This window comes from Leifsonia sp. NPDC014704, from assembly GCF_043083605.1.
In the GTDB taxonomy this organism is placed as follows: Bacteria; Actinomycetota; Actinomycetes; order Actinomycetales; family Microbacteriaceae; genus Leifsonia.
In genome coordinates, this window is the sequence record NZ_JBIBYW010000001.1 from 831463 (window position 1) to 849276 (window position 17814).

16 protein-coding genes are annotated in these 17814 nt (G+C 71.3%); 9 read left to right on the plus strand and 7 right to left on the minus strand.

The window, feature by feature from the left end; translation table 11 throughout:
• The first annotated feature begins 16 nt into the window (after nt 1-16).
• From ACF1AJ_RS04130 to ACF1AJ_RS04140, 3 genes are all read left to right on the plus strand, one after another.
• On the plus strand, nt 17-1021 hold the full coding sequence (locus tag ACF1AJ_RS04130; RefSeq protein WP_391506230.1) for a beta-ketoacyl-ACP synthase III: 1005 nt from the start codon (nt 17-19) through the stop codon (nt 1019-1021).
• A 46-nt stretch (nt 1022-1067) separates the two neighbouring features.
• Entirely contained in the window at nt 1068-1319 is a 252-nt protein-coding gene (locus tag ACF1AJ_RS04135) for an acyl carrier protein (protein ID WP_018190963.1), read from the plus strand.
• A 110-nt stretch (nt 1320-1429) separates the two neighbouring features.
• Nucleotides 1430-2665: a beta-ketoacyl-[acyl-carrier-protein] synthase family protein gene (locus tag ACF1AJ_RS04140; protein ID WP_391506231.1), complete on the plus strand. Its 1236-nt coding sequence runs from the start codon at nt 1430-1432 to the stop codon at nt 2663-2665.
• 124 nt (nt 2666-2789) lie between these two features.
• Here the strand turns inward: ACF1AJ_RS04140 and ACF1AJ_RS04145 are convergent, their stop codons facing one another.
• The gene (locus tag ACF1AJ_RS04145; protein ID WP_026307170.1) at nt 2790-3293 is read right to left on the minus strand and encodes a DUF3145 domain-containing protein; all 504 of its coding nucleotides are present in this window, start codon (nt 3291-3293) and stop codon (nt 2790-2792) included.
• Nucleotides 3294-3480: 187 nt separating this feature from the next.
• Between ACF1AJ_RS04145 and ACF1AJ_RS04150 the strand changes: the two genes are divergently transcribed.
• Complete coding sequence (locus tag ACF1AJ_RS04150; protein WP_391506232.1) at nt 3481-4065, plus strand: PadR family transcriptional regulator; 585 nt, start codon at nt 3481-3483, stop codon at nt 4063-4065.
• 143 nt (nt 4066-4208) lie between these two features.
• Here the strand turns inward: ACF1AJ_RS04150 and ACF1AJ_RS04155 are convergent, their stop codons facing one another.
• On the minus strand, nt 4209-5057 hold the full coding sequence (locus ACF1AJ_RS04155) for a DUF1684 domain-containing protein (protein WP_391506233.1): 849 nt from the start codon (nt 5055-5057) through the stop codon (nt 4209-4211).
• A gap of 67 nt (nt 5058-5124) precedes the next feature.
• Complete coding sequence (locus ACF1AJ_RS04160; protein ID WP_391506234.1) at nt 5125-6852, minus strand: bifunctional 3'-5' exonuclease/DNA polymerase; 1728 nt, start codon at nt 6850-6852, stop codon at nt 5125-5127.
• Nucleotides 6853-6968: 116 nt separating this feature from the next.
• On the opposite strand from ACF1AJ_RS04160, the gene ACF1AJ_RS04165 reads away from it, so the two are divergent.
• A complete protein-coding gene (locus tag ACF1AJ_RS04165) occupies nt 6969-7304 on the plus strand; it encodes a hypothetical protein (RefSeq protein ID WP_391506235.1) in 336 nt (111 codons plus the stop codon).
• 104 nt (nt 7305-7408) lie between these two features.
• Here ACF1AJ_RS04165 and ACF1AJ_RS04170 read toward each other — a convergent pair whose 3' ends face one another.
• Nucleotides 7409-7867 carry an NUDIX domain-containing protein gene (locus ACF1AJ_RS04170; RefSeq protein ID WP_018190956.1) on the minus strand — a complete coding sequence of 153 codons (459 nt, stop codon included), beginning with the start codon at nt 7865-7867 and terminating at the stop codon, nt 7409-7411.
• 76 nt (nt 7868-7943) lie between these two features.
• On the opposite strand from ACF1AJ_RS04170, the gene ACF1AJ_RS04175 reads away from it, so the two are divergent.
• The 4 genes from ACF1AJ_RS04175 (at nt 7944) to ACF1AJ_RS04190 (ending at nt 14181) form a co-directional block, all read left to right on the plus strand.
• Nucleotides 7944-8423 (plus strand): NUDIX domain-containing protein, encoded by a 480-nt coding sequence (locus tag ACF1AJ_RS04175; RefSeq protein WP_391506236.1) that lies wholly within the window; start codon nt 7944-7946, stop codon nt 8421-8423.
• A gap of 62 nt (nt 8424-8485) precedes the next feature.
• Nucleotides 8486-8848: a hypothetical protein gene (locus tag ACF1AJ_RS04180; protein ID WP_309859460.1), complete on the plus strand. Its 363-nt coding sequence runs from the start codon at nt 8486-8488 to the stop codon at nt 8846-8848.
• Nucleotides 8849-8899: 51 nt separating this feature from the next.
• Complete coding sequence (locus ACF1AJ_RS04185) at nt 8900-12880, plus strand: Pls/PosA family non-ribosomal peptide synthetase (RefSeq protein ID WP_391506237.1); 3981 nt, start codon at nt 8900-8902, stop codon at nt 12878-12880.
• Nucleotides 12877-14181 carry a M1 family metallopeptidase gene (locus ACF1AJ_RS04190; protein ID WP_391506238.1) on the plus strand — a complete coding sequence of 435 codons (1305 nt, stop codon included), beginning with the start codon at nt 12877-12879 and terminating at the stop codon, nt 14179-14181. Before ACF1AJ_RS04185 ends, ACF1AJ_RS04190 begins: the two co-directional genes overlap by 4 nt.
• A 13-nt stretch (nt 14182-14194) precedes the next feature.
• Here ACF1AJ_RS04190 and ACF1AJ_RS04195 read toward each other — a convergent pair whose 3' ends face one another.
• The 3 genes from ACF1AJ_RS04195 to ACF1AJ_RS04205 all read right to left on the minus strand — a co-directional run bounded on the left by ACF1AJ_RS04195 (nt 14195) and on the right by ACF1AJ_RS04205 (nt 17749).
• Complete coding sequence (locus tag ACF1AJ_RS04195; RefSeq protein WP_391506239.1) at nt 14195-14788, minus strand: 4'-phosphopantetheinyl transferase family protein; 594 nt, start codon at nt 14786-14788, stop codon at nt 14195-14197.
• A gap of 114 nt (nt 14789-14902) precedes the next feature.
• Nucleotides 14903-15490: a hypothetical protein gene (locus ACF1AJ_RS04200; protein WP_391506240.1), complete on the minus strand. Its 588-nt coding sequence runs from the start codon at nt 15488-15490 to the stop codon at nt 14903-14905.
• A 33-nt stretch (nt 15491-15523) separates the two neighbouring features.
• A complete protein-coding gene (locus ACF1AJ_RS04205) occupies nt 15524-17749 on the minus strand; it encodes a glycosyltransferase (protein WP_391506241.1) in 2226 nt (741 codons plus the stop codon).
• Between the last annotated feature and the right edge of the window lie 65 nt (nt 17750-17814).

Here is a 17814-nt window from a genome sequence, read left to right on the forward strand (position 1 = left end):
GCAAGGAGCTCCCCCGATGACCCACCCCACCCTGCAGCAGTCGCACGGCCCGCAGTACACCCGCATCCTCTCGATCGGCGCCGCCCGCGGCGAGAACGTCGTGCCGAACGACGACCTGGTCGGCCCGATCAACTCCTCCGACGAGTGGATCCGGCAGCGCACCGGCATCATCACCCGCACCCGCGCCGGGCGTGACGTGCTCGCCGTCGACCTCGCCACCGAGGCGTCGAAGGAGGCCATCGCGAAGTCGGGTGTCGACCCGAAGCTGATCGACGCCGTCATCGTCGCGACCGTGTCGAACGTGCAGCAGACGCCCTCCATCGCCGCCGTGCTCGCCGACCGCGTCGGCGCCAACCCGGCAGCCGCGTACGACATGAACGCCGCCTGCGCCGGGTACGCCTACGCGGTGGCCCAGGCGGATGCGCTCATCCGCACCGGGGCCGCGCACTACGCGCTCGTCGTCGGCGCCGAGAAGCTCTCCGACGTCGTCGACCCGACCGACCGCACCATCTCGTTCCTGCTCGGCGACGGCGCGGGAGCCGTCGTCATCGGCCCGAGCGACTACCCGGGCATCGCCAAGACGGTGTGGGGCTCGGACGGCTCCAAGGCCGACGCGGTCGGGATGGGAAACACGCTCCTCGAGTTCCGCGACGGCGAGAAGCCGTGGCCGACCCTGCGCCAGGAGGGCCAGACGGTCTTCCGCTGGGCGGTCTGGGAGATGGCCAAGGTCGCCAAGCAGGCGCTCGACGAGGCCGGGGTCTCCCCCGACCAGCTGGCCGCGTTCATCCCGCACCAGGCCAACATGCGCATCGTCGACGAGTTCGCCAAGCAGCTGAAGCTTCCCGACACCGTCGCCATCGCCCGCGACATCGAGACGACGGGCAACACGTCCGCCGCATCCATCCCCCTCGCGACCCACCGACTGCTCCAGGAACACCCGGAGCTGAGCGGCGGCCTGGCCCTTCAGATCGGCTTCGGAGCCGGTCTGGTGTTCGGCGCGCAGGTCGTCGTGCTGCCCTAGACTGTTTCCCGGTCACAACGACACCCCCCTCAAGGAGAGAAAAACCATGGCATTGTCCACCGAAGAAGTTCTTGCCGGCCTGGCCGAGCTCATCAACGACGAGACCGGCATCGCGACCGACACGGTTGAGCTGGACAAGTCGTTCACCGACGACCTCGACATCGACTCGATCTCGATGATGACCATCGTGGTCAACGCCGAGGACAAGTTCGACGTGAAGATCCCCGACGAGGAGGTCAAGAACCTCAAGACCGTCGGAGACGCGGTCGAGTTCATCGTCAAGGCGCAGAACGCCTAGGCGCAGAGCCAGGATTCTTCCGCGCGGGCGGCGCGCGACCGTGTCGCCGCCCGCGCGTGCGGCAGCGCTCTGACCGAGCGCCGCCATCCTCATTCAGGAGAGTTGCCGTTATGACCAAGAAGATCGTCGTCACCGGTATGGGCGCGTCCTCGCCCCTCGGTGGCACCGCCCCCGAGAGCTGGAGCGCCCTGCTCGCCGGCGTCTCCGGCGCCCGCACCCTCGAGCACGACTGGGTCGCCCAGTACGAGCTGCCGGTCACCTTCGCCGCCGAGGCCAAGGTGCGCCCGGAGGAGGTGCTGGAGCGTCCCGTCGCCAAGCGTCTCGACCCGTCCAGCCAGTTCGCCCTCATCTCCGCCATGGAGGCGTGGGAGGACGCCGGCCGTCCGGATGTCGCGCCCGAGCGCCTCGGTGTCGACTACGCCACCGGCATCGGCGGCGTGTGGACCCTGCTCGACGCCTGGGATACGCTGCGCGAGCGCGGCCCGCGCCGTGTCCTCCCGATGACCGTCCCGATGCTCATGCCGAACGCGGCATCGGCCGCGGTCTCCATGCACTTCGAGGCGCGTGCCTACGCCCGCACCGTCGCCTCGGCCTGCGCCTCCAGCACCGAGTCGATCGTCAACGCCTACGAGCACCTTCAGCTGGGTCTCGCGGACGTGGTCATCGCCGGTGGCACGGAGTCGGCCATCCACCCGATCACCGTCGCGTCGTTCTCGTCGATGCAGGCGCTCTCGCGCCGGAACGACGACCCGGCGCACGCCTCCCGCCCGTACAGCGTCGACCGTGACGGCTTCGTCATGGGCGAGGGTGCCGCCAGCCTGGTGCTCGAGACCGAGGAGCACGCGCTCGCGCGCGGCGCCCGGATCTACGCCGAGCTCGCCGGCGGCGGAGTGACCGCCGACTCGTACCACATCACCGCGAACGACCCCGAGGGTCGCGGCGCCAGCCGTGCCGTGCACATCGCCCTCGACCGGGCCGGTGCCGTGCCGGACGACGTCACCCACATCAACGCGCACGCGACCAGCACCCCGGTCGGCGACCCGTCCGAGTACGTGGCGCTCCGCGAGGTGTTCGGTGAGCGCGTGCACGGCATCCCCGTGTCGGCCACCAAGGCGTCCACCGGCCACCTGCTCGGCGGCACCGGTGCGCTGGAGGCCGTGTTCAGCATCCTCGCGATCCGCGACCGTCAGGCCCCGCCGACGATCAACATCACCGAGATGGACCCGGCCATCCCGCTGCAGGTGAAGAGCGAGCCGCAGCTGCTCGGCGACGGACCTCAGCTCGTCATCAGCAACTCGTTCGGCTTCGGTGGACACAACGCCGTCGCCGCGTTCCGCAGCTACTGAGCCGACGCAGCGCACCGGACGACACCGGACAGCAGGAAGGCCCCGCTCGTGACGAGCGGGGCCTTCTCTGTGTCACCGCAGGCGGGCGGCCATGCCAGGCCCGCCGCGGGAGTCGGTTCGGCGGTCAGCCGACGTTGTGCAGCCAGATGACCGACGTGTCGTCGTGGGCGTGCCGGAACGGCTCCAGCTCGTCGTCCCACGCCTGACCGAGGGCCAGCCGGAGCTCCCGGTGCAGTTCGAGCGCGTTCGCGCCGGCGATCTCCATGGCGTAGCGGATGCGGTCCTCCGGCACGACCATGTTTCCGGCCGTGTCGACCTGGGCGAAGAAGATGCCGAGGTCGGGCGTGTGCATCCACCGGCCGCCGTCGGTGCCGTGACCGGCGTCCTCCGTCACCTCGTACCGCAGGTGCTCCCAGCCGCGCAGGGCGGACGCGAGGCGCGCGCCGGTGCCGGGAGGGCCGTCCCAGAAGAACTCCGTGCGCTGGGAGCCCTTCAGCACGGGCTGCGACTCCCAGGTGAAGTTCACTGCACGCCCGAGGGCGCGACCCGCCGCCCACTCGATGTGGGGGCAGAGCGCGCTGGGAGAGGAGTGCACGTAGAGCACCCCTCGAGCGACGTGTGCCGACATGGTTCTCCTCCGTTCGTTGGTGCGTCTTCCCCTACGACCAGGAACGGATGGAAATCTTCGGCGTGTGAAGTTGCGGTAGCGCTCGCGCGCGTTGCCACGATTATGCCCGAGAACCGCGGGGAGTTACAAGATTGTGATTCGGCGATTCGCTCGCCGGGCGAACACCGGACGGAATAGCATACCGAGTATGTCGGTCCAGAACGGTTTCCTCGCGCTCCTCACGCAGGGCGCTGCTTACGGCTCGCAGCTCCAGAGCGAGTTCCTCTGCCGCGCGGCGCACCGACGCCAGCTCAACCCCGGCCAGGTCTATTCGACGCTCGACCGGATGACGGATCAGGGTCTCGCCGCTTCCGCCGGCGCCACCGACGACGGTCTTCCGCTCTACGAGCTGACCGCGGCCGGACGGGAGGCCGCAGCCGCGTGGCTCGGCGGTCCACCCGCCGACGGCCGCCCCGACTGGGACGAGATGCAGGACCAGGTTCTGATCGCCGCGTCTCTGCAGGGGGTGGATGCGCTGGCCGTGGTCGACGGCTATCGCGCCGCCTACGCCGAGAAGATCCGCTACCTCACCCACGAGGCGGACTCGCGGGCTCTCCTCGCTGCCAATCGCGCGGCCGAGCTCGGCGCGAAAGCCGCCATCGAGTGGCTGGACGAGGTTGCGGCCACGCTGCGGTCGCATCCCGACGCCCTGGTGCAGCCGCGCTCCCCCGAGCGCCCGCGGCGCGGCCGTCGGCCAGCCGCCGAGACGGCGGCGGCGAGCCCGGCCGATTAGCCGGCTTCCGTCCAAAATCCGCCGCGCATCGTCGGAGGTTCGGCGACTTCGGGCCCCAAAAGTCCATCCCCACCCCGGTCTGTCGGAGATGTGAAACACTTTCTCCGACGGAAGGCGCCCGACCCCGGAGGCCGCAGCGCGACCTAGTGCAGCAGCTCGCCCTGCTTGTTGAGCACGTTCTTCTCGCCGGCCTCGATCGGCACGGCGAAGCGGTTCTGCGCCGGCGGAAGGGGGCAGTTGAAGTTGTAGCTGAACGCGCACGGCGGCAGGACCGCGAGGTTGAAGTCGAGCGTGACCGTGCCGTCCTCGTTCGGCACCACGAACAGGAACCGGCCGACCGAGTAGGTGCTGTCGCCGTTGGTGGTGTCCGCGAAGACGAGTTGGAGGGCGCGGCCGGCCTTGAATGCGGCGAGGTTGTAGTCGACGCCGTCCTTGGTGAAGGTGATCTCGCCCGGGATGACCATGTCGCGCGTCGCACCGTCATCCTTGAGGTGCTCGAAACCGACCGTCTTGCCACCCTCGATCGGAGTGAACGCGGCCTGGATGATCCACTCCGGGTTGAACGGGAAGGCGTCGATGGAGCCGAACTCCTGGATCGCCTCCGAGTTCGCGTCCCATACGCGGAGGGCGTAGTCGCCGTCCTCGCTGGCGATGACGAACCCGCTGACCGTGTCGCTGAAACGGATCTTGCCGGGGTTGGGGTCGTCCTTCCCGCGCACGATCGCCGAGCCGTCGACCAGCACGTCGTCGACGAAGACGTTGTCGGTCGCCGCGGCGGTGACCTTCAGGCCCGACTCGCCCTTGGGCAGCGGAGACCAGAGACCGGGGACGCCCCAGATCGGCTGCTCCGAGTCCGGCTCTCCGGTGATCCACTGGGTGTTCACCAGCGCCAGGTTGCCCTGCGGCGCGGTCACGGCCTGTTCGCGGCGGGCGCGGTAGCGGGCCAGGACGGCGTTCGGGTCGGTGGGAGCGGCAGCGGCGGTGTCGGTCATGGTCTCCATCCTCGGTCAGGTCGGAGGTGACAACCAACTCCGACACTCGGGCATTCCGCGGGCGACGTCATTTCGCCTCCGCGTAGCTGTCGACGATCGCGGCCGTCACCGGGAACTCCACGGGGAATCCGCCGAACAGCAGCCTGCCGGCCTGCTCCGCCGCGGCATGCACGGCCACAGCGACATCGTCCGCCAGCGCCTCCGGAGTGTGGACGATGACCTCGTCGTGCAGGAAGTACACGAGATGAGGGGATGCAGTGAGCGGTGCATCCGGAACGAGAGCGGTCAGGCGGTTGCGGAGCTCGGCCATCCAGCACAGCGCCCACTCTGCGGCGCTGGCCTGCACGACGAAGTTGCGGGTGAATCGGCCCCAGTCGCGGGACAGGCTTCGGGCGCGCCGCTCGTCGGCCTCGGTCGCATCGGACGCAGACGCCGCCGATTGAGCCGCCGCCCATCGGCCGCCCGGGACCGGCGAACTGCGACCGAGCCGCGACGTGACATTCTCGCCGCGCTCCCCCGCCCGCGCCGCCTCCTCCACGAGCCGGACGGCCCGCGGGAAGGCGCGCGTGAGCCGAGGCATCAACCGGCCGCTCTCCCCCGTCGTCGCCCCGTACATCGCGCCGAGCATAGCGACCTTCGCCTGCGCGCGGGCTTCGACGGCACCGGACGCGACGATGCCCTCGTAGAGGTCTTTGCCCCGTCCGGCGGCGGCCATCGCCTGGTCGCCGGAGAGTCCGGTGAGGACGCGCGGCTCGAGCTGGGCGGCGTCTGCCACCACCAACTTCCAGCCCGGATCGGCCACGACGGCCCCGCGGACCTGCCGCGGCAGCTGCAACGCGCCGCCTCCGCGGGTCGCCCAGCGGCCGGTGACGACGCCGCCCGGCACATAATCGGGTCGGAAGCGGCCGTCGTGCACCCAGGCGTCGAGCCACGTCCAGCCGTTCGCGGTCAGCAGCCGCGACAGCTTCTTGTAGCGCAGCAGCGGATCGATCACGGGATGCTCGATGCGCCGGAGCTCCCACGACCGCGTGGAGGTGGCCATGATGCCGGCGCGCTGAAGGGCCTTGAGCAGGTCCGGCGGGCTGTCGGGGTTCAGATCGGGCGTATCCAGCTGGTCGCGGAGTTCTCGCGCCAGGGTTTCCAGCACGGCCGGACGCCCGTATGCGGGACGGGGGCCGAGCAGGCCGGTCAGCAGTTCGTCGTGCCGCTCCGCGCTATACGGCAGGCCGGCGTGCTGCAGCTCGACCCCGATGAGCGCGCCGGCGGACTCGGCCGCGAGCAGCAGTCGCAGGCGGCGCGGGTCGGCGCTGGCGGCGACGGCCTGCTCCTGGGCCTCGAACTCGTCGTGAATGGATGGCGTGGTCGCGTTCGCCGCCTCGGCCGGCTCCGCAGAATCGAAGAGGGCCTCGTCGAAGTCGAAGAGGGCGGTGTGCGCGGCAGGCGCCTCGGCCTCGGGCTCGACCGCCACATCCCAGGGGCCCGGCTCGGCGCGCGCGAGGGGCGTGGACGCGGTCAGGGTCGAGTTCCGGAGGATGACGTGGCAGAGCCGCAGGTCGACGCAGCGCTCCACACGCACCCCGGCGGAGAGGAGCGCGGGATACCAGGCCCGCGTGTCATCCCACACCCAGCGCGGCCGATCGCCGCCGCCTCCCGCGCCCGTCTCCTCCGCACGCACGAACTCCGGCAGGGCGTCGAGCGCGAGCGTCTCGCTCCGCTCGGCGCCGCCCCCGCGTGACGGGTCGAGCCACGTCGCGCGGAGGTCGCCGCGCCCGACGCGCTCGAGGAGGATGTGCACCCTCCCATTCTCGCCGCGACCGCCGACACAGATCGCCGCACGGATGCTTGCGTGCGCGCCCGCAGCTGAGGATAATTCACGGAACGACGATGCCGACCCGAAAGGCATGATCGACGATGACCGTCTACCTGCACGACAGCCAGGGGGTCTGGATCGCGTTCCGAAGCGACCTGACCTCCCGCGACCTCTTCAACCCCGATGGCGACTGGATCGGATGGTTCCCCTGGGGCGACGACGATGCCGTCGCGCCCGACGGCGACTATCTGGGGACCGTCCGCGGCGACCGCCTGTTCGCCCGCGCCGACCGTCCGTACCGCGGCCGGCCCGGCTATCCCGGGGCACCGGCGTACCCGGGTACGGTGCCGTATCCCGGCGCCGCGTCGTACACGGGTCTGCCCGACGGCTGCGAGGACGTCGCCGGCGCCCTGCTCTGGCCGCGCGTCGCCTCCTGACCCGCGCCCCCAGCCAACAGCTCCTGAGTTTTTCCGGCCCGAGCCCGCGTGTCGACCCGAAAAACTCAGGAGCTGATGGCTGGGGCGTCAGGTTGGCTGGGACGTCAGTCCGAGAGGGCGGTGAGGCGCGCGCGGAGCTGAGGCCACGACGCCGCGAAGCCGGGATGCAGCGGGAGCGCGCTCACCTCGTCCACCGGGACCCAGCGCAGCTCGATGCTCTCCACATCCGCCATATGCGGCTCGAACGGACGCACGGCCTGACCGACGACGGTGGTGTACGACCAGAAGCCGAGGTCGAGCACGCTCTCGAACAGCACGTGAACGGCGTCGGGCGGTACGGCGGCTTCCTCCGCGGCCTCCCGCAGCGCCCCGTCGACAGCGCTCTCACCGGCGTGACGCGCTCCGCCCGGCAAACCCCAGGTTCCCCCGAAATGGCTCCAGTCGGCCCGGTGCTGCAGCAGGATGCCGCGCCGCAGGTCGTGAACGAGCAGGCCGGCGGCGCCGAACCGACCCCAGAACCGCTGGCCGTCCGGCCCTTCCACCCACGCGTCTCCCGAGTCCACGTCTCCACGTTAGTCGCCGTCCGGCGCCGCTTTCGCCGCGCTGTCATACGACGTCGCGTCGTGGGAGGCTGGGCGCATGCCCGTCCGCAGCGCCGCCCTCCTGCTCTACCGTCGTCGTGCCGCCGTGGAGGTGTGGATCGCGCACATGGGCGGCCCGTTCTGGGCGCGCAAGGACGAGGGCGCCTGGTCGCTGCCGAAGGGCATCGTGGAGTCCGACGATCTGGGCGACGAGCTCTCCGCCGCGCGCCGCGAGTTCGCCGAGGAGATCGGCGCCCCTGCCCCGGATGCCGACTACCTCCCGCTCGGCGAGTTCCGCGGTTCGGGCAAGACCATCGTCGTCTTCGCCGCCGAGTCGGAGTTCGAGCCGGACACGATCACCAGCAACACGTTCGAGCTGGAGTGGCCCCCGCGATCGGGTCGGATGCAGGAGTTCCCGGAGATCGATGACGCCCGATGGTTCTCGGTGGACGACGCGCGGTTGAAGCTGACGAAAGCGCAGCGGCCCGTTCTGGACGCGCTGCTCGCGCGGCTCGAGGAGGACGCGGAAATCCACTAGTCCCCACAGCTGCGCCGGGCCGTAGGGTAAGCCCCAGCAGGGCGGATCCCGAAGGAGGGGCTGTGGCGAAGAGCAAGGCCGAGAAGGCCGCCGAGAAGGCACTCGACGCGGCGCGGGTCGCCGTCGGCGAAGCGGAGCAGGCGGTCAAGAAGCTGGACAAGAAGACACGGCGGGAGGCGGAGGATCTGGCCGATCGCCTCCAGCAGGCCGCGAAGGATGCGAAGAAGGCGGTCCGGCGGGCGAAGAAGACGGCGGATGACGCACGCACCTCGGCCAAGCAGATCAGCGAGCACGTCGCGGCGCCCGCATCGAGCACCGGCATCCCGACGTTCCGCGAGTTGCGCGACCGGGCCAAGGCGCGCGGCATCCAGGGGTATTCGCGGATGAACAAGGCCCAGTTGCTGCACGCGCTGGGCGAGGGGTGAGCGGGGGCGTCCGTTCACCGGCGCTTTACCGGGCACCCGTAGCGTGCGGCCGTGGCCGATGCTCCCCTGACCGATGTGTCCGACGGTGACGCGCCGACAGCCGGCAGTCCCCGCGCCGGCGTGCTGCTGCGGTCGGAGGATGCGCCGCCCGCGCGCACGCTGATCGACATCCTGAGGGAGACGGCGCAGCGCTTCCCCGACGCCTCCGCGCTCGAGGATGCCGCGGGAGCACTGAGCTATCGCGAACTCCTGGCGCGGATCGCCGCGGGTGCGGCCCGCCTGCGCGAGAACGGGGTGAGCCGGGGCGACCGGGTCGGCGTGCGGATGAGCTCGGGCAGCCGCGACCTCTACCTGGCGATCCTCAGCGTGCTCGCGGCCGGTGCGGCGTACGTGCCGGTGGATGCCGACGACCCGCAGGAGCGCGCCGACCTCGTCTTCGGCGAGGCCGGCGTCCGGGCGATCCTGACCGATGCCGGACTGGCTGTGGCGAGCAAGGATGCGCCGCAGCAGGTACTCCGCGACGCGCCGCATCCCTCGACGGCAGCACTCCCGGTCGTCGCCCCTCCGGAGCCGGAGGACGACGCCTGGATCATCTTCACGTCCGGCTCGACGGGAACACCAAAGGGCGTCGCCGTTCGCCACCGGTCCGCCGCCGCGTTCGTCGACGCCGAATCCCGGCTGTTCCTGCAGGAGGAGCCGATGGGCCCGCAGGATCGCGTGCTCGCCGGCCTCTCCGTCGCGTTCGACGCATCCTGCGAGGAGATGTGGCTGGCCTGGGCGCACGGCGCCTGCCTGGTTCCCGCTCCGCGCGCGCTCGTCCGCACCGGGATGGACCTCGGCCCGTGGCTCTCCGCCCGCCGCATCACCGTGGTCTCGACCGTTCCCACCCTCGCGGCGCTCTGGCCGGTGGATGCGCTGGACAACGTCCGGCTGCTCATCTTCGGCGGCGAGGCCTGCCCTCCCGAGCTGGTGAGCCGGCTGGCCGTTCCTGGCCGCGAGGTGTGGAACACGTACGGGCCGACCGAGGCGACCGTCGTCGCGTGCGCGGCGCCGCTGGTCGCGGGCGAGCCCGTGCGCATCGGGTTGCCGCTCGACGGCTGGGATCTGGCGGTGGTGGATGCGGAGGGCCTCCCGGTCGCGGCCGGCGAGAGCGGCGAGCTCGTCATCGGAGGCGTCGGGCTCGCGCGCTACCTCGATCCGGCGAAAGACGCGGAGAAGTACGCGCCGATGCCCACCCTCGGCTGGGAACGCGCCTACCGCAGCGGCGACCTGGTGCGGTTCGACCCGGCCGGGCTCTTCTATCAGGGCCGTGCCGACGACCAGGTGAAGGTCGGCGGCAGGAGGATCGAGCTGGGCGAGGTGGAGTCCGCGCTGCAGCAGCTCCCCGGGGTCTCGGGGGCTGCGGCCGCCGTTCGCCGCTCGGCCGCCGGCAACGACATCCTGGTCGGCTACCTGGCCGTGCCGGATGCCGCATCCTTCGACCGCGCCGCCTCTCTCGCCCACCTGCGGGAGACGCTCCCTGCCGCGCTCGTCCCGCTGCTCGCGGTGGTCGACGAACTCCCGGTTCGCACCTCCGGCAAGGTGGACAAGGCGGCGCTGCCGTGGCCGCTGGAGGACACCGGCTCTGACGGCGCGACAACGGACGACCCCGTCGCCGCCGCGCTCGCGGACGACTGGCGCAGCGTCCTCGGGCTGCCCGTCACCGGCCCCGATGACAACTTCTTCGATCTGGGCGGCGGCTCGCTGGCCGCGGCGCAACTGGTGTCGCTGATCCGCCGGCGGCATCCCGACATCACCGTCGCCGACGTGTACGCGACGCCGCGCTTCGGCGCGATGGCGCAGGCGCTGGCGGAGAGCTCGCCGTCGTCGTCGGCCGCGTCCACGCACGTGGTCCCGCCCACCCCGCTGCGGATGCGCGCGCTGCAGACCGTCCTCGGCATCCCGCTGTTCATCCTCGGCGGCATCCGCTGGCTGCTGTACCTGCTGACGGCCTCCGTGCTGCTCCGGCCCTTCGGCGGGTTCGACGTGCTGCCCGCGGCCGACGCGGTGTGGCTCATCCTCGGACTGCTCGTGTTCGTGACGCCGTGGGGCCGCATGGCGATCGCGGTGGTCGCCGCCCGGCTGCTCCTCCTCGGGGTTCGGGCGGGCGACCATCCCCGCGGCGGCGGCGTGCACCTCCGGCTGTGGCTGGCAGAGCAGGTCGCCCACCAGATCGGCGCCGCCAGCCTCGCGGGAGCCCCGTGGATCCTCTACTACGCCCGCGCGCTCGGCGCGACGATCGACCGCGGCGTCGACCTGCACACCCTGCCGCCGGTGACCGGGATGCTGCGCATCGGCGCCGGCGCATCCATCGAGCCGGAGGTCGACCTGGCCGGCTACTGGATCGACGGCGACGTCGTGCGGATCGGCGAGATCCGCATCGGCGCCGGCAGCTCGGTAGGCGCGCGGAGTTCGCTCATGCCCGGCACCAAGATCGGCCGCAACGCCACCGTCGCCCCGGGGTCGGCCGTGTTCGGCCGGGTTCCCGCCGGCCAGAACTGGTCGGGCTCCCCCGCCGTCCGCATCGGCCGGGCGCACGACTGGTGGCCGCAGGAGCGGCCGCAACGCCGGACCCGCTGGCTCGCCGCGTACGCCGTGTCGTCGATCGTCGTGTCGCTGGTGCCGGTCGTCGCGCTGGCCGCAGGTGCCGCGGTGGTCGCCGCCTTCCTCCGTGGTGCGACCGGGTGGGGCGCGGTGATCTCGGGCGCCGCCGCCGGCCTCGTTCCCGGAACCCTCGTCGCCGGCCTGGTGCTCGCCGCGCTGGTCGTCGTGCTGGTCAGGCTGCTCGGTATCGGGATGCGCGAGGGCGTCTATCCGGTCCGCAGCAGGACGGGGTGGCAGGCATGGTCGACGGAGCGTCTGCTCGACCAGGCACGCACGATGCTCTTCCCGCTGTACTCGAGCCTGTTCACTCCGGTCTGGCTGCGGATGCTCGGCGCCAGGGTCGGCGACGACGTCGAGGCATCGACCGTGCTCCTCCTCCCCCGGATGACCCGCATCCGCGACGGGGCGTTCCTCGCCGACGACACCCTCGTGGCGTCGTACGAGCTCGGCGGCGGATACGTCCGCATCGCCGCGGTCGATATCGGGGCGCGCGCCTTCCTCGGAAACTCGGGGATGGCCGGAGCGGGCAACCGGGTCCCGCGCGACGGCTTGGTCGCCGTGCTGTCGTTCGCGCCGCGCAAGGCGAAGGCCGGGACGTCGTGGCTGGGCTCGCCTCCGGTGAAGCTCCGCCGCCAGACCCAGGACGCCGACCTGTCGCGCACCTTCGAGCCGCCGACGCGGCTGCGGGTCGCCCGCACCGCGTGGGAGCTGCTGCGGATCGTGCCCGTGATCGTCACCTGCGCCATCGGCCTCGCCGTCGTCATCGCGCTGGGCGCCGTGGACGTGGCCTGGGGGCCGATCTGGGCGATCATCCTGAGCGGGCCCGTCCTCCTGCTCGCGGGCGCCGTCGCCGCAGCGCTCAGCACCGCCGCGAAGTGGGCGCTGATCGGGAGGCTGAAGCCGGGCGAGCATCCCCTCTGGTCGTCGTTCGTGTGGCGCAGCGAGGTGTCCGACACGTTCACGGAGATGGTCGCGGCGCCCTGGTTCGCCTGGGCGGCCTCCGGCACCCCCGCGCTGGTGTGGTGGCTGCGCAGCCTCGGCGCCCGGATCGGCTCCGGCGTCTGGATCGACAGCTACTGGCTCCCGGAGGCTGATCTGGTCACACTGGGGGACGCATCCACCGTCAATCGGGGCTGCGTCGTGCAGACGCACCTGTTCCATGATCGAATCATGAGCATGGACCAGGTCACCATCGAACGCGGCGGAACGCTCGGGCCGCACAGTGTCATCCTGCCCGCCGCCGACATCGGCGCCGACGCGACCGTCGGACCCGCCTCCCTCGTGATGCGCGGAGAGACCGTCCCCGCGGGCAGCCGGTGGAGCGGCAACCCGATCGGTCCGTGGCGCGAAGTCGTCGTGCGCGAGTACCGGGCGCGGGCCGGCGGATGAGCGACGGAGCACCGCACGCCTACCTGCCGCGCTCCGGCACCCACGACTTCTCGGTCCTCCGGTACGACCTCGACCTCGACTACCGGGTGACGACGAACCGCCTGGATGCGACGGCGCTGATCCGAGCGCGCGCCGACGTCGCGCTGACGGCGATCGTGTTGGACCTCGTCCATCTCAAGGCCAAGAAGGTGCGGGTGGACGGGCAGAAGCGCGCCCGGTTCAGCCAGAGCGCGACGCACCTCCGCATCCTTCCGGCCACGCCCATCCCGGCCGGCGCGGAGTTCACCGTCGAGATCGTCTACGACGGCTCGCCCGTGCCGCGCCGGACACGCTGGGGCACGCTCGGCTGGGAGGAGCTGACCGACGGGGTCATCGTCGCCTCACAGCCCTCCGGAGCGCCCAGCTGGTTCCCCTGCAACGACCGGCCCTCCGATCGCGCCGCCTACGGCATCCGCGTGACGACCGAGCAGGCGTATACGGTGCTGGCAACCGGCGAGCCGACCGGGCACAGCGTCAACGGAGGGCGCGGAACCTGGACGTTCGAGCGCGAGGAGCCGACGGCGACCTACCTCGCCTCCGTGCAGATCGGCCGTTACACGCTCGAGCCGCGGCGAACCGCCGGCGTGGAGTGGGTGGTCGCCTATCCGCCCGCCCTCGCCCGCCGCGTGCTGCACGACTTCGAGCCCGTCGGGAGAATGCTGGAGCGCTTCCAGGAGCTGTTCGGCCCGTACCCGTTCCCCTCGTACACGGTCGTGGTCACCGAGGACCCGCTGGAGATCCCGCTCGAAGCTCAGGCGATGGCGACCTTCGGATCGTCGCACGCCGACGGCCGCAACGGCTCGGAGCGCCTGGTCGCGCACGAGTTGGCGCACCAGTGGTTCGGCAACAGTGTCGGGCTGGCCTCCTGGGGCGACATCTGGCTCAACGAGGGGTTCGCCTGCTACGCCGAGTGGCTGTGGTCGGAGGTGTCTGGCGGGATGTCGGCGGCGGCCCACGCGCGCATCCACCACGCCGCACTTCGGCTCGCGCCAGGTCAACTGCTGCTCGGCGACCCGGGACCCGACTCGATGTTCGACGACCGCGTGTACAAGCGGGGAGCGTGCCTGCTGCACGCGCTGCGGGTGCGGCTCGGCGACGCCCGCTTCTTCGAGCTGCTGCGGACGTGGACGCGCGAGTACAGGTTCGGGACGGTCGCGAGTGCCGACTTCGAGGCACTCGCCGAGCGGTTCTCGGACGAGCCGCTCGGTGCGTTCTTCGATGCGTGGCTGAGGGAGACGCGGCTGCCTGCGCTCGGGCGCTGAAGGGGCTCCCCGGTCAGGGCTGCCGACTCAGGCCGGTCGCGACGGTGACCAGGCAGTCGCCCGCGCGTGTGGTGCGCAGCGTGTAATGGCGGCCGTCGAGGCGCGCGGAGAGCCGTCCGACCCTGACGGCGCCGGGATCCCGCCGCAGCCCCCTCCCGTCCGCTTTGAGCACGGCTTCGACGGCTGTCCACCGACGTGCCGGGTCGCCGCGGCCGGGGGCGAGCTCGTCGATGGCACCGCCGCGCGCGCGAAGGTCATCCATCGCCTCCGCGTCGATGCCGATGGGATGCCGGGCGGCCACCGCGAACGCCTGCCCGGCGGCGTGCGACACCGAGACGTACAGCCGCCGAGATCCGTCTACGGCGCGGGGTCGGCCGTGCGACAGGCCGCAGTCTGGACAGGTCGCGTCGATGCGCGCGTCCCCATCCCCCGCATCGCTCAGCGCGCGCTGGAGGGCGGCCCGCCCCGCGACGAAGGCGGCGAGACCGTCCAGGTCGTGGTGCAGCGACGACAGCCGCGCACGGTCGCCGTCGGAGAGGCGGGAGGAGACGCGCGCGACGAGGGCGGCATCCACCGAGCGATGCGGGACGATGACGAGGGCGGGCATCGCACCTCCGTCCCGTGTGCCGGTCGTGACGATGCTAGCGCGGTTCGCGTCGGCGGCAGGGAAAGTGCGGGCCGCCGGTCTCGCTTCCGACGGCCCGCAGCCTGGGGGCGGAACTCAGCGGGCGGTGCCGCCGGTGCCGTCGTCGAAGCGGGGCGCCTCGTGGCGCGCGGCACGGCGCGGCGAGTCGTCGATCGCCCCGTTCGGGTCCTGCGGGCGGTCGGCGACGGGGGCCGCATCCGAAGCGGGAGCGCCCGGTGCGGCGGTCGTCCCGGGTGCTGCGGCCGGAGCCGCCGTCGTACCGGGTGCGGCCGCCGGGGCAGCGGTGTCGGCACGCGCGCCGTCGTCGACACGGTTGCCGTGACGGTCGGTGCGCACGTCCGGGTCGACGTGGTCGGCTCGGCGCAGGGCCTCCTCCGACTCGGTTCGGGCGTCGGCGGCGGCGTTCTGACGCTCCTCCGCCTCCCGGCGCAGACGTTCGGCGTCGACCTCGGCCTGCTTGGCGTCGGCGGCGGCCCGGGCGGCCTTCGCCTCGCGTTCGCGCGCCTCGAGTTCGGTCTGCGCGGCAGACTGCCGCATCTCCTCCGCCTTACGACGATCCGCCTCGCGCTTGCGGTTGCGGCCCACCGTGGCGGCGATGATGGCGATCACGATGATGACGACCACCACGACGACGATGAGGACGATCCATCCGGTTGTGTTCATGCCGTGTCACGGTACCCCCGGCTGCCGGAATAGCTAGGGGATTGAACCATCCGAACGCACAGCGACGGGTGGATGCAGTGGCACGACCCAGTTCTCGTCGCTGTAGTCGTCCTTGTAGACGGCCAGCCGGGTGAAGCCGACGACCGACCGCCAGGCGTCTCCGAAACGGAACCGGCTCGAGCCGGTCTCGTGCGCCTCGCTGAGCACGACCGGGACCTCCACGACCCGCAGGCCCTGCTGCTCAGCCGCGAGCACGAGCTCCGTCGTCCACATCAGGCCCGACTCCCGCGACACCACCGCGAGCGAGCGGCACCAGTCCCCGTCGGCCCAGATCGTCCCCTGGCTGTCGCCGACCTTCGACTGCAGCAGCGCCTCGCGGAGGAACCGGAAGATGCGCGACTGCACCGAACGCCGCCACGAACGGCGGACGCGAGAGTCCGGGTGCGCCTTCGATCCGATGGCGACCACGACATCGTCCGGCAGCTGCTCGAACTGCTCGTAGTCCGACATCCCGAACGGGAGGTCGTCGGCCGTCAGCAGGACGCGGTTCCCGCGGCTGTTCATGACTCCGGTCCGCAGGGCTTCGCCCAGGCCCGGCTGCGACTGCCGCAGAACCAGCTCGGGAACGCCCGACCACGACGCCTGCGCGCGCTGCAGCATCTCCCAGGTGTCGTCCGTAGAGCCGTTCTCGACGACGATGATCTCGTCGCGGGAGGTCAGGGCGGTGCCCAGGGTGGCCAGCGTCCCGCCGAGCACGGCCGAGCCGTTGCGGGTGGGGACGATGACACTGAGACGCACGGGAGACTCCCGCCGAGGCTCACCGGGCAGCGCGCGAGTGCTCAGGCGGTTGCGTTCCGACGCCCGCACGTGCGCCGGCATCGACGTGAGCGACCAGACGAGCCCGCCGAGGCTGATCGCGACGAGGATGCTCAGGGCCGCGGTGAGCTCCGAGTAGTAGTACAGCAGCGGCATCACGAGAACCGGCGGGACGAGACCGAGCAGGATCGTGGGGATGGTCACCGCGATCGCCGCGCCCAGCGGTCGGCGTTGCGGCGCCCGTCTCATCAAGGCCAGCACGAGCCCGACGAGGATGAACGCGAGCATCGCCCCGAAGTGCTTGACGACGTAGAGGAACTTCTGCAGGTAGAGCTTCGCGACCGTGAACGGGTGCTCCTTGACCTGGTCGAGGTAGAGGTCCTTGATGATGAGGTCGTATTTGTCGCTCGCGATCACGACGTCCGGGTCGATGGCGTGGGCCTTGTCCCAGCCGAACTTGTCCGACCACACAATGCCGAGCGGCGAGGGCTGGCCGGTGATCGGCTGCGGGTACGCCAGCCCCAGGTACAGCGGGTGCCAGGTGCCGTGTGCGTTCGGGAGGTCCGCCATGCTCTGACCCGTCGTCGCGCTGCGTGCGGCGTTCAGGCCGGTCATCGTCGCCGTCTGCAGCCCGAAGGTGAGGACGACCGCGACGACGGCGGCGCCCAGGCCGGCCAGCCAGCGCCACTTCTTCCGGACGTGCAGCCACCAGAGCACGCCGACGCCGGCAGCGATGCCCATCCCGGAAAGTGAGCGCGAGAGGTCGCCGATCGCCGCGAGCACGACGAAGCCGCAGCTCACGGCGATGAGGAGGCTGGTGCGGAGCCGGAAGGTGCAGAAGAGCACCAGCAGGGAAAGGGACAGGAAGGCGATGGACGCGGCGATGCCGTACAGGGCGTAGACCCGTGTGGTGCTGACGGAGTCGGACAGGCCGTATTCCGTGCCCGCCAGGATGGTGCCGTTGTTCAGCAGCCACATCAGCGGAGGGAGCAGGACGACGGCGTAACCTGCCCGCGCCCGCTTGAAGATGCGCGCGACGGCGGTCGGCAGCCACAGCAGAGGCAGGGCGACGAGCAGCGCCTCCGCGATGCCCAGCCCCGGGTATGCCGAGGCGGAGTGCGTGACGAGACTCATGAGGCTGGCGACGATGTACGCGCCGGGGTCGTCGTCCCAGGCTGCGGAGACCCACGGACCAGGCGCAGGGACCTGCGTGTAGTAGGAGCCGGAGTGCACGGCCTTGATGAGCAGCGTTCCCGTCTCGCGGAACGCGTCGTATGTCGCCTGCAGCTCGTCCGATCGAGCCGGGTGCCAGGGCAGCGCCGGCATGTTGATGACGACGATGAACGAGAGGACGCTCAGCACCACCCCGACGAGGATGAGGAAGATGCTGGTGGATCGAGGCCATAGACGGTTCGCCGAATCGGCTCTGATCTGGAGAGACATGCTGGAGCGGAAATCCTCGTGATGGTCGTGCCCGACCGGGCGCCTCGGGTGCCGGCCTGTCCGAA

What these genes read in the sequence shown, in the direction of transcription:
- ACF1AJ_RS04190 (WP_391506238.1), top strand. Translation starts at nt 12,877, where the DNA reads ATGAGCGACGGAGCACCGCACGCCTACCTGCCGCGCTCCGGCACCCAC.
- ACF1AJ_RS04205 (WP_391506241.1), bottom strand. Translation starts at nt 17,749, where the DNA reads ATGTCTCTCCAGATCAGAGCCGATTCGGCGAACCGTCTATGGCCTCGA.
- ACF1AJ_RS04175 (WP_391506236.1), top strand. Translation starts at nt 7,944, where the DNA reads ATGCCCGTCCGCAGCGCCGCCCTCCTGCTCTACCGTCGTCGTGCCGCC.
- ACF1AJ_RS04145 (WP_026307170.1), bottom strand. Translation starts at nt 3,293, where the DNA reads ATGTCGGCACACGTCGCTCGAGGGGTGCTCTACGTGCACTCCTCTCCC.
- ACF1AJ_RS04200 (WP_391506240.1), bottom strand. Translation starts at nt 15,490, where the DNA reads ATGAACACAACCGGATGGATCGTCCTCATCGTCGTCGTGGTGGTCGTC.
- ACF1AJ_RS04165 (WP_391506235.1), top strand. Translation starts at nt 6,969, where the DNA reads ATGACCGTCTACCTGCACGACAGCCAGGGGGTCTGGATCGCGTTCCGA.
- ACF1AJ_RS04135 (WP_018190963.1), top strand. Translation starts at nt 1,068, where the DNA reads ATGGCATTGTCCACCGAAGAAGTTCTTGCCGGCCTGGCCGAGCTCATC.
- ACF1AJ_RS04140 (WP_391506231.1), top strand. Translation starts at nt 1,430, where the DNA reads ATGACCAAGAAGATCGTCGTCACCGGTATGGGCGCGTCCTCGCCCCTC.
- ACF1AJ_RS04195 (WP_391506239.1), bottom strand. Translation starts at nt 14,788, where the DNA reads ATGCCCGCCCTCGTCATCGTCCCGCATCGCTCGGTGGATGCCGCCCTC.
- ACF1AJ_RS04155 (WP_391506233.1), bottom strand. Translation starts at nt 5,057, where the DNA reads ATGACCGACACCGCCGCTGCCGCTCCCACCGACCCGAACGCCGTCCTG.
- ACF1AJ_RS04150 (WP_391506232.1), top strand. Translation starts at nt 3,481, where the DNA reads ATGTCGGTCCAGAACGGTTTCCTCGCGCTCCTCACGCAGGGCGCTGCT.
- ACF1AJ_RS04130 (WP_391506230.1), top strand. Translation starts at nt 17, where the DNA reads ATGACCCACCCCACCCTGCAGCAGTCGCACGGCCCGCAGTACACCCGC.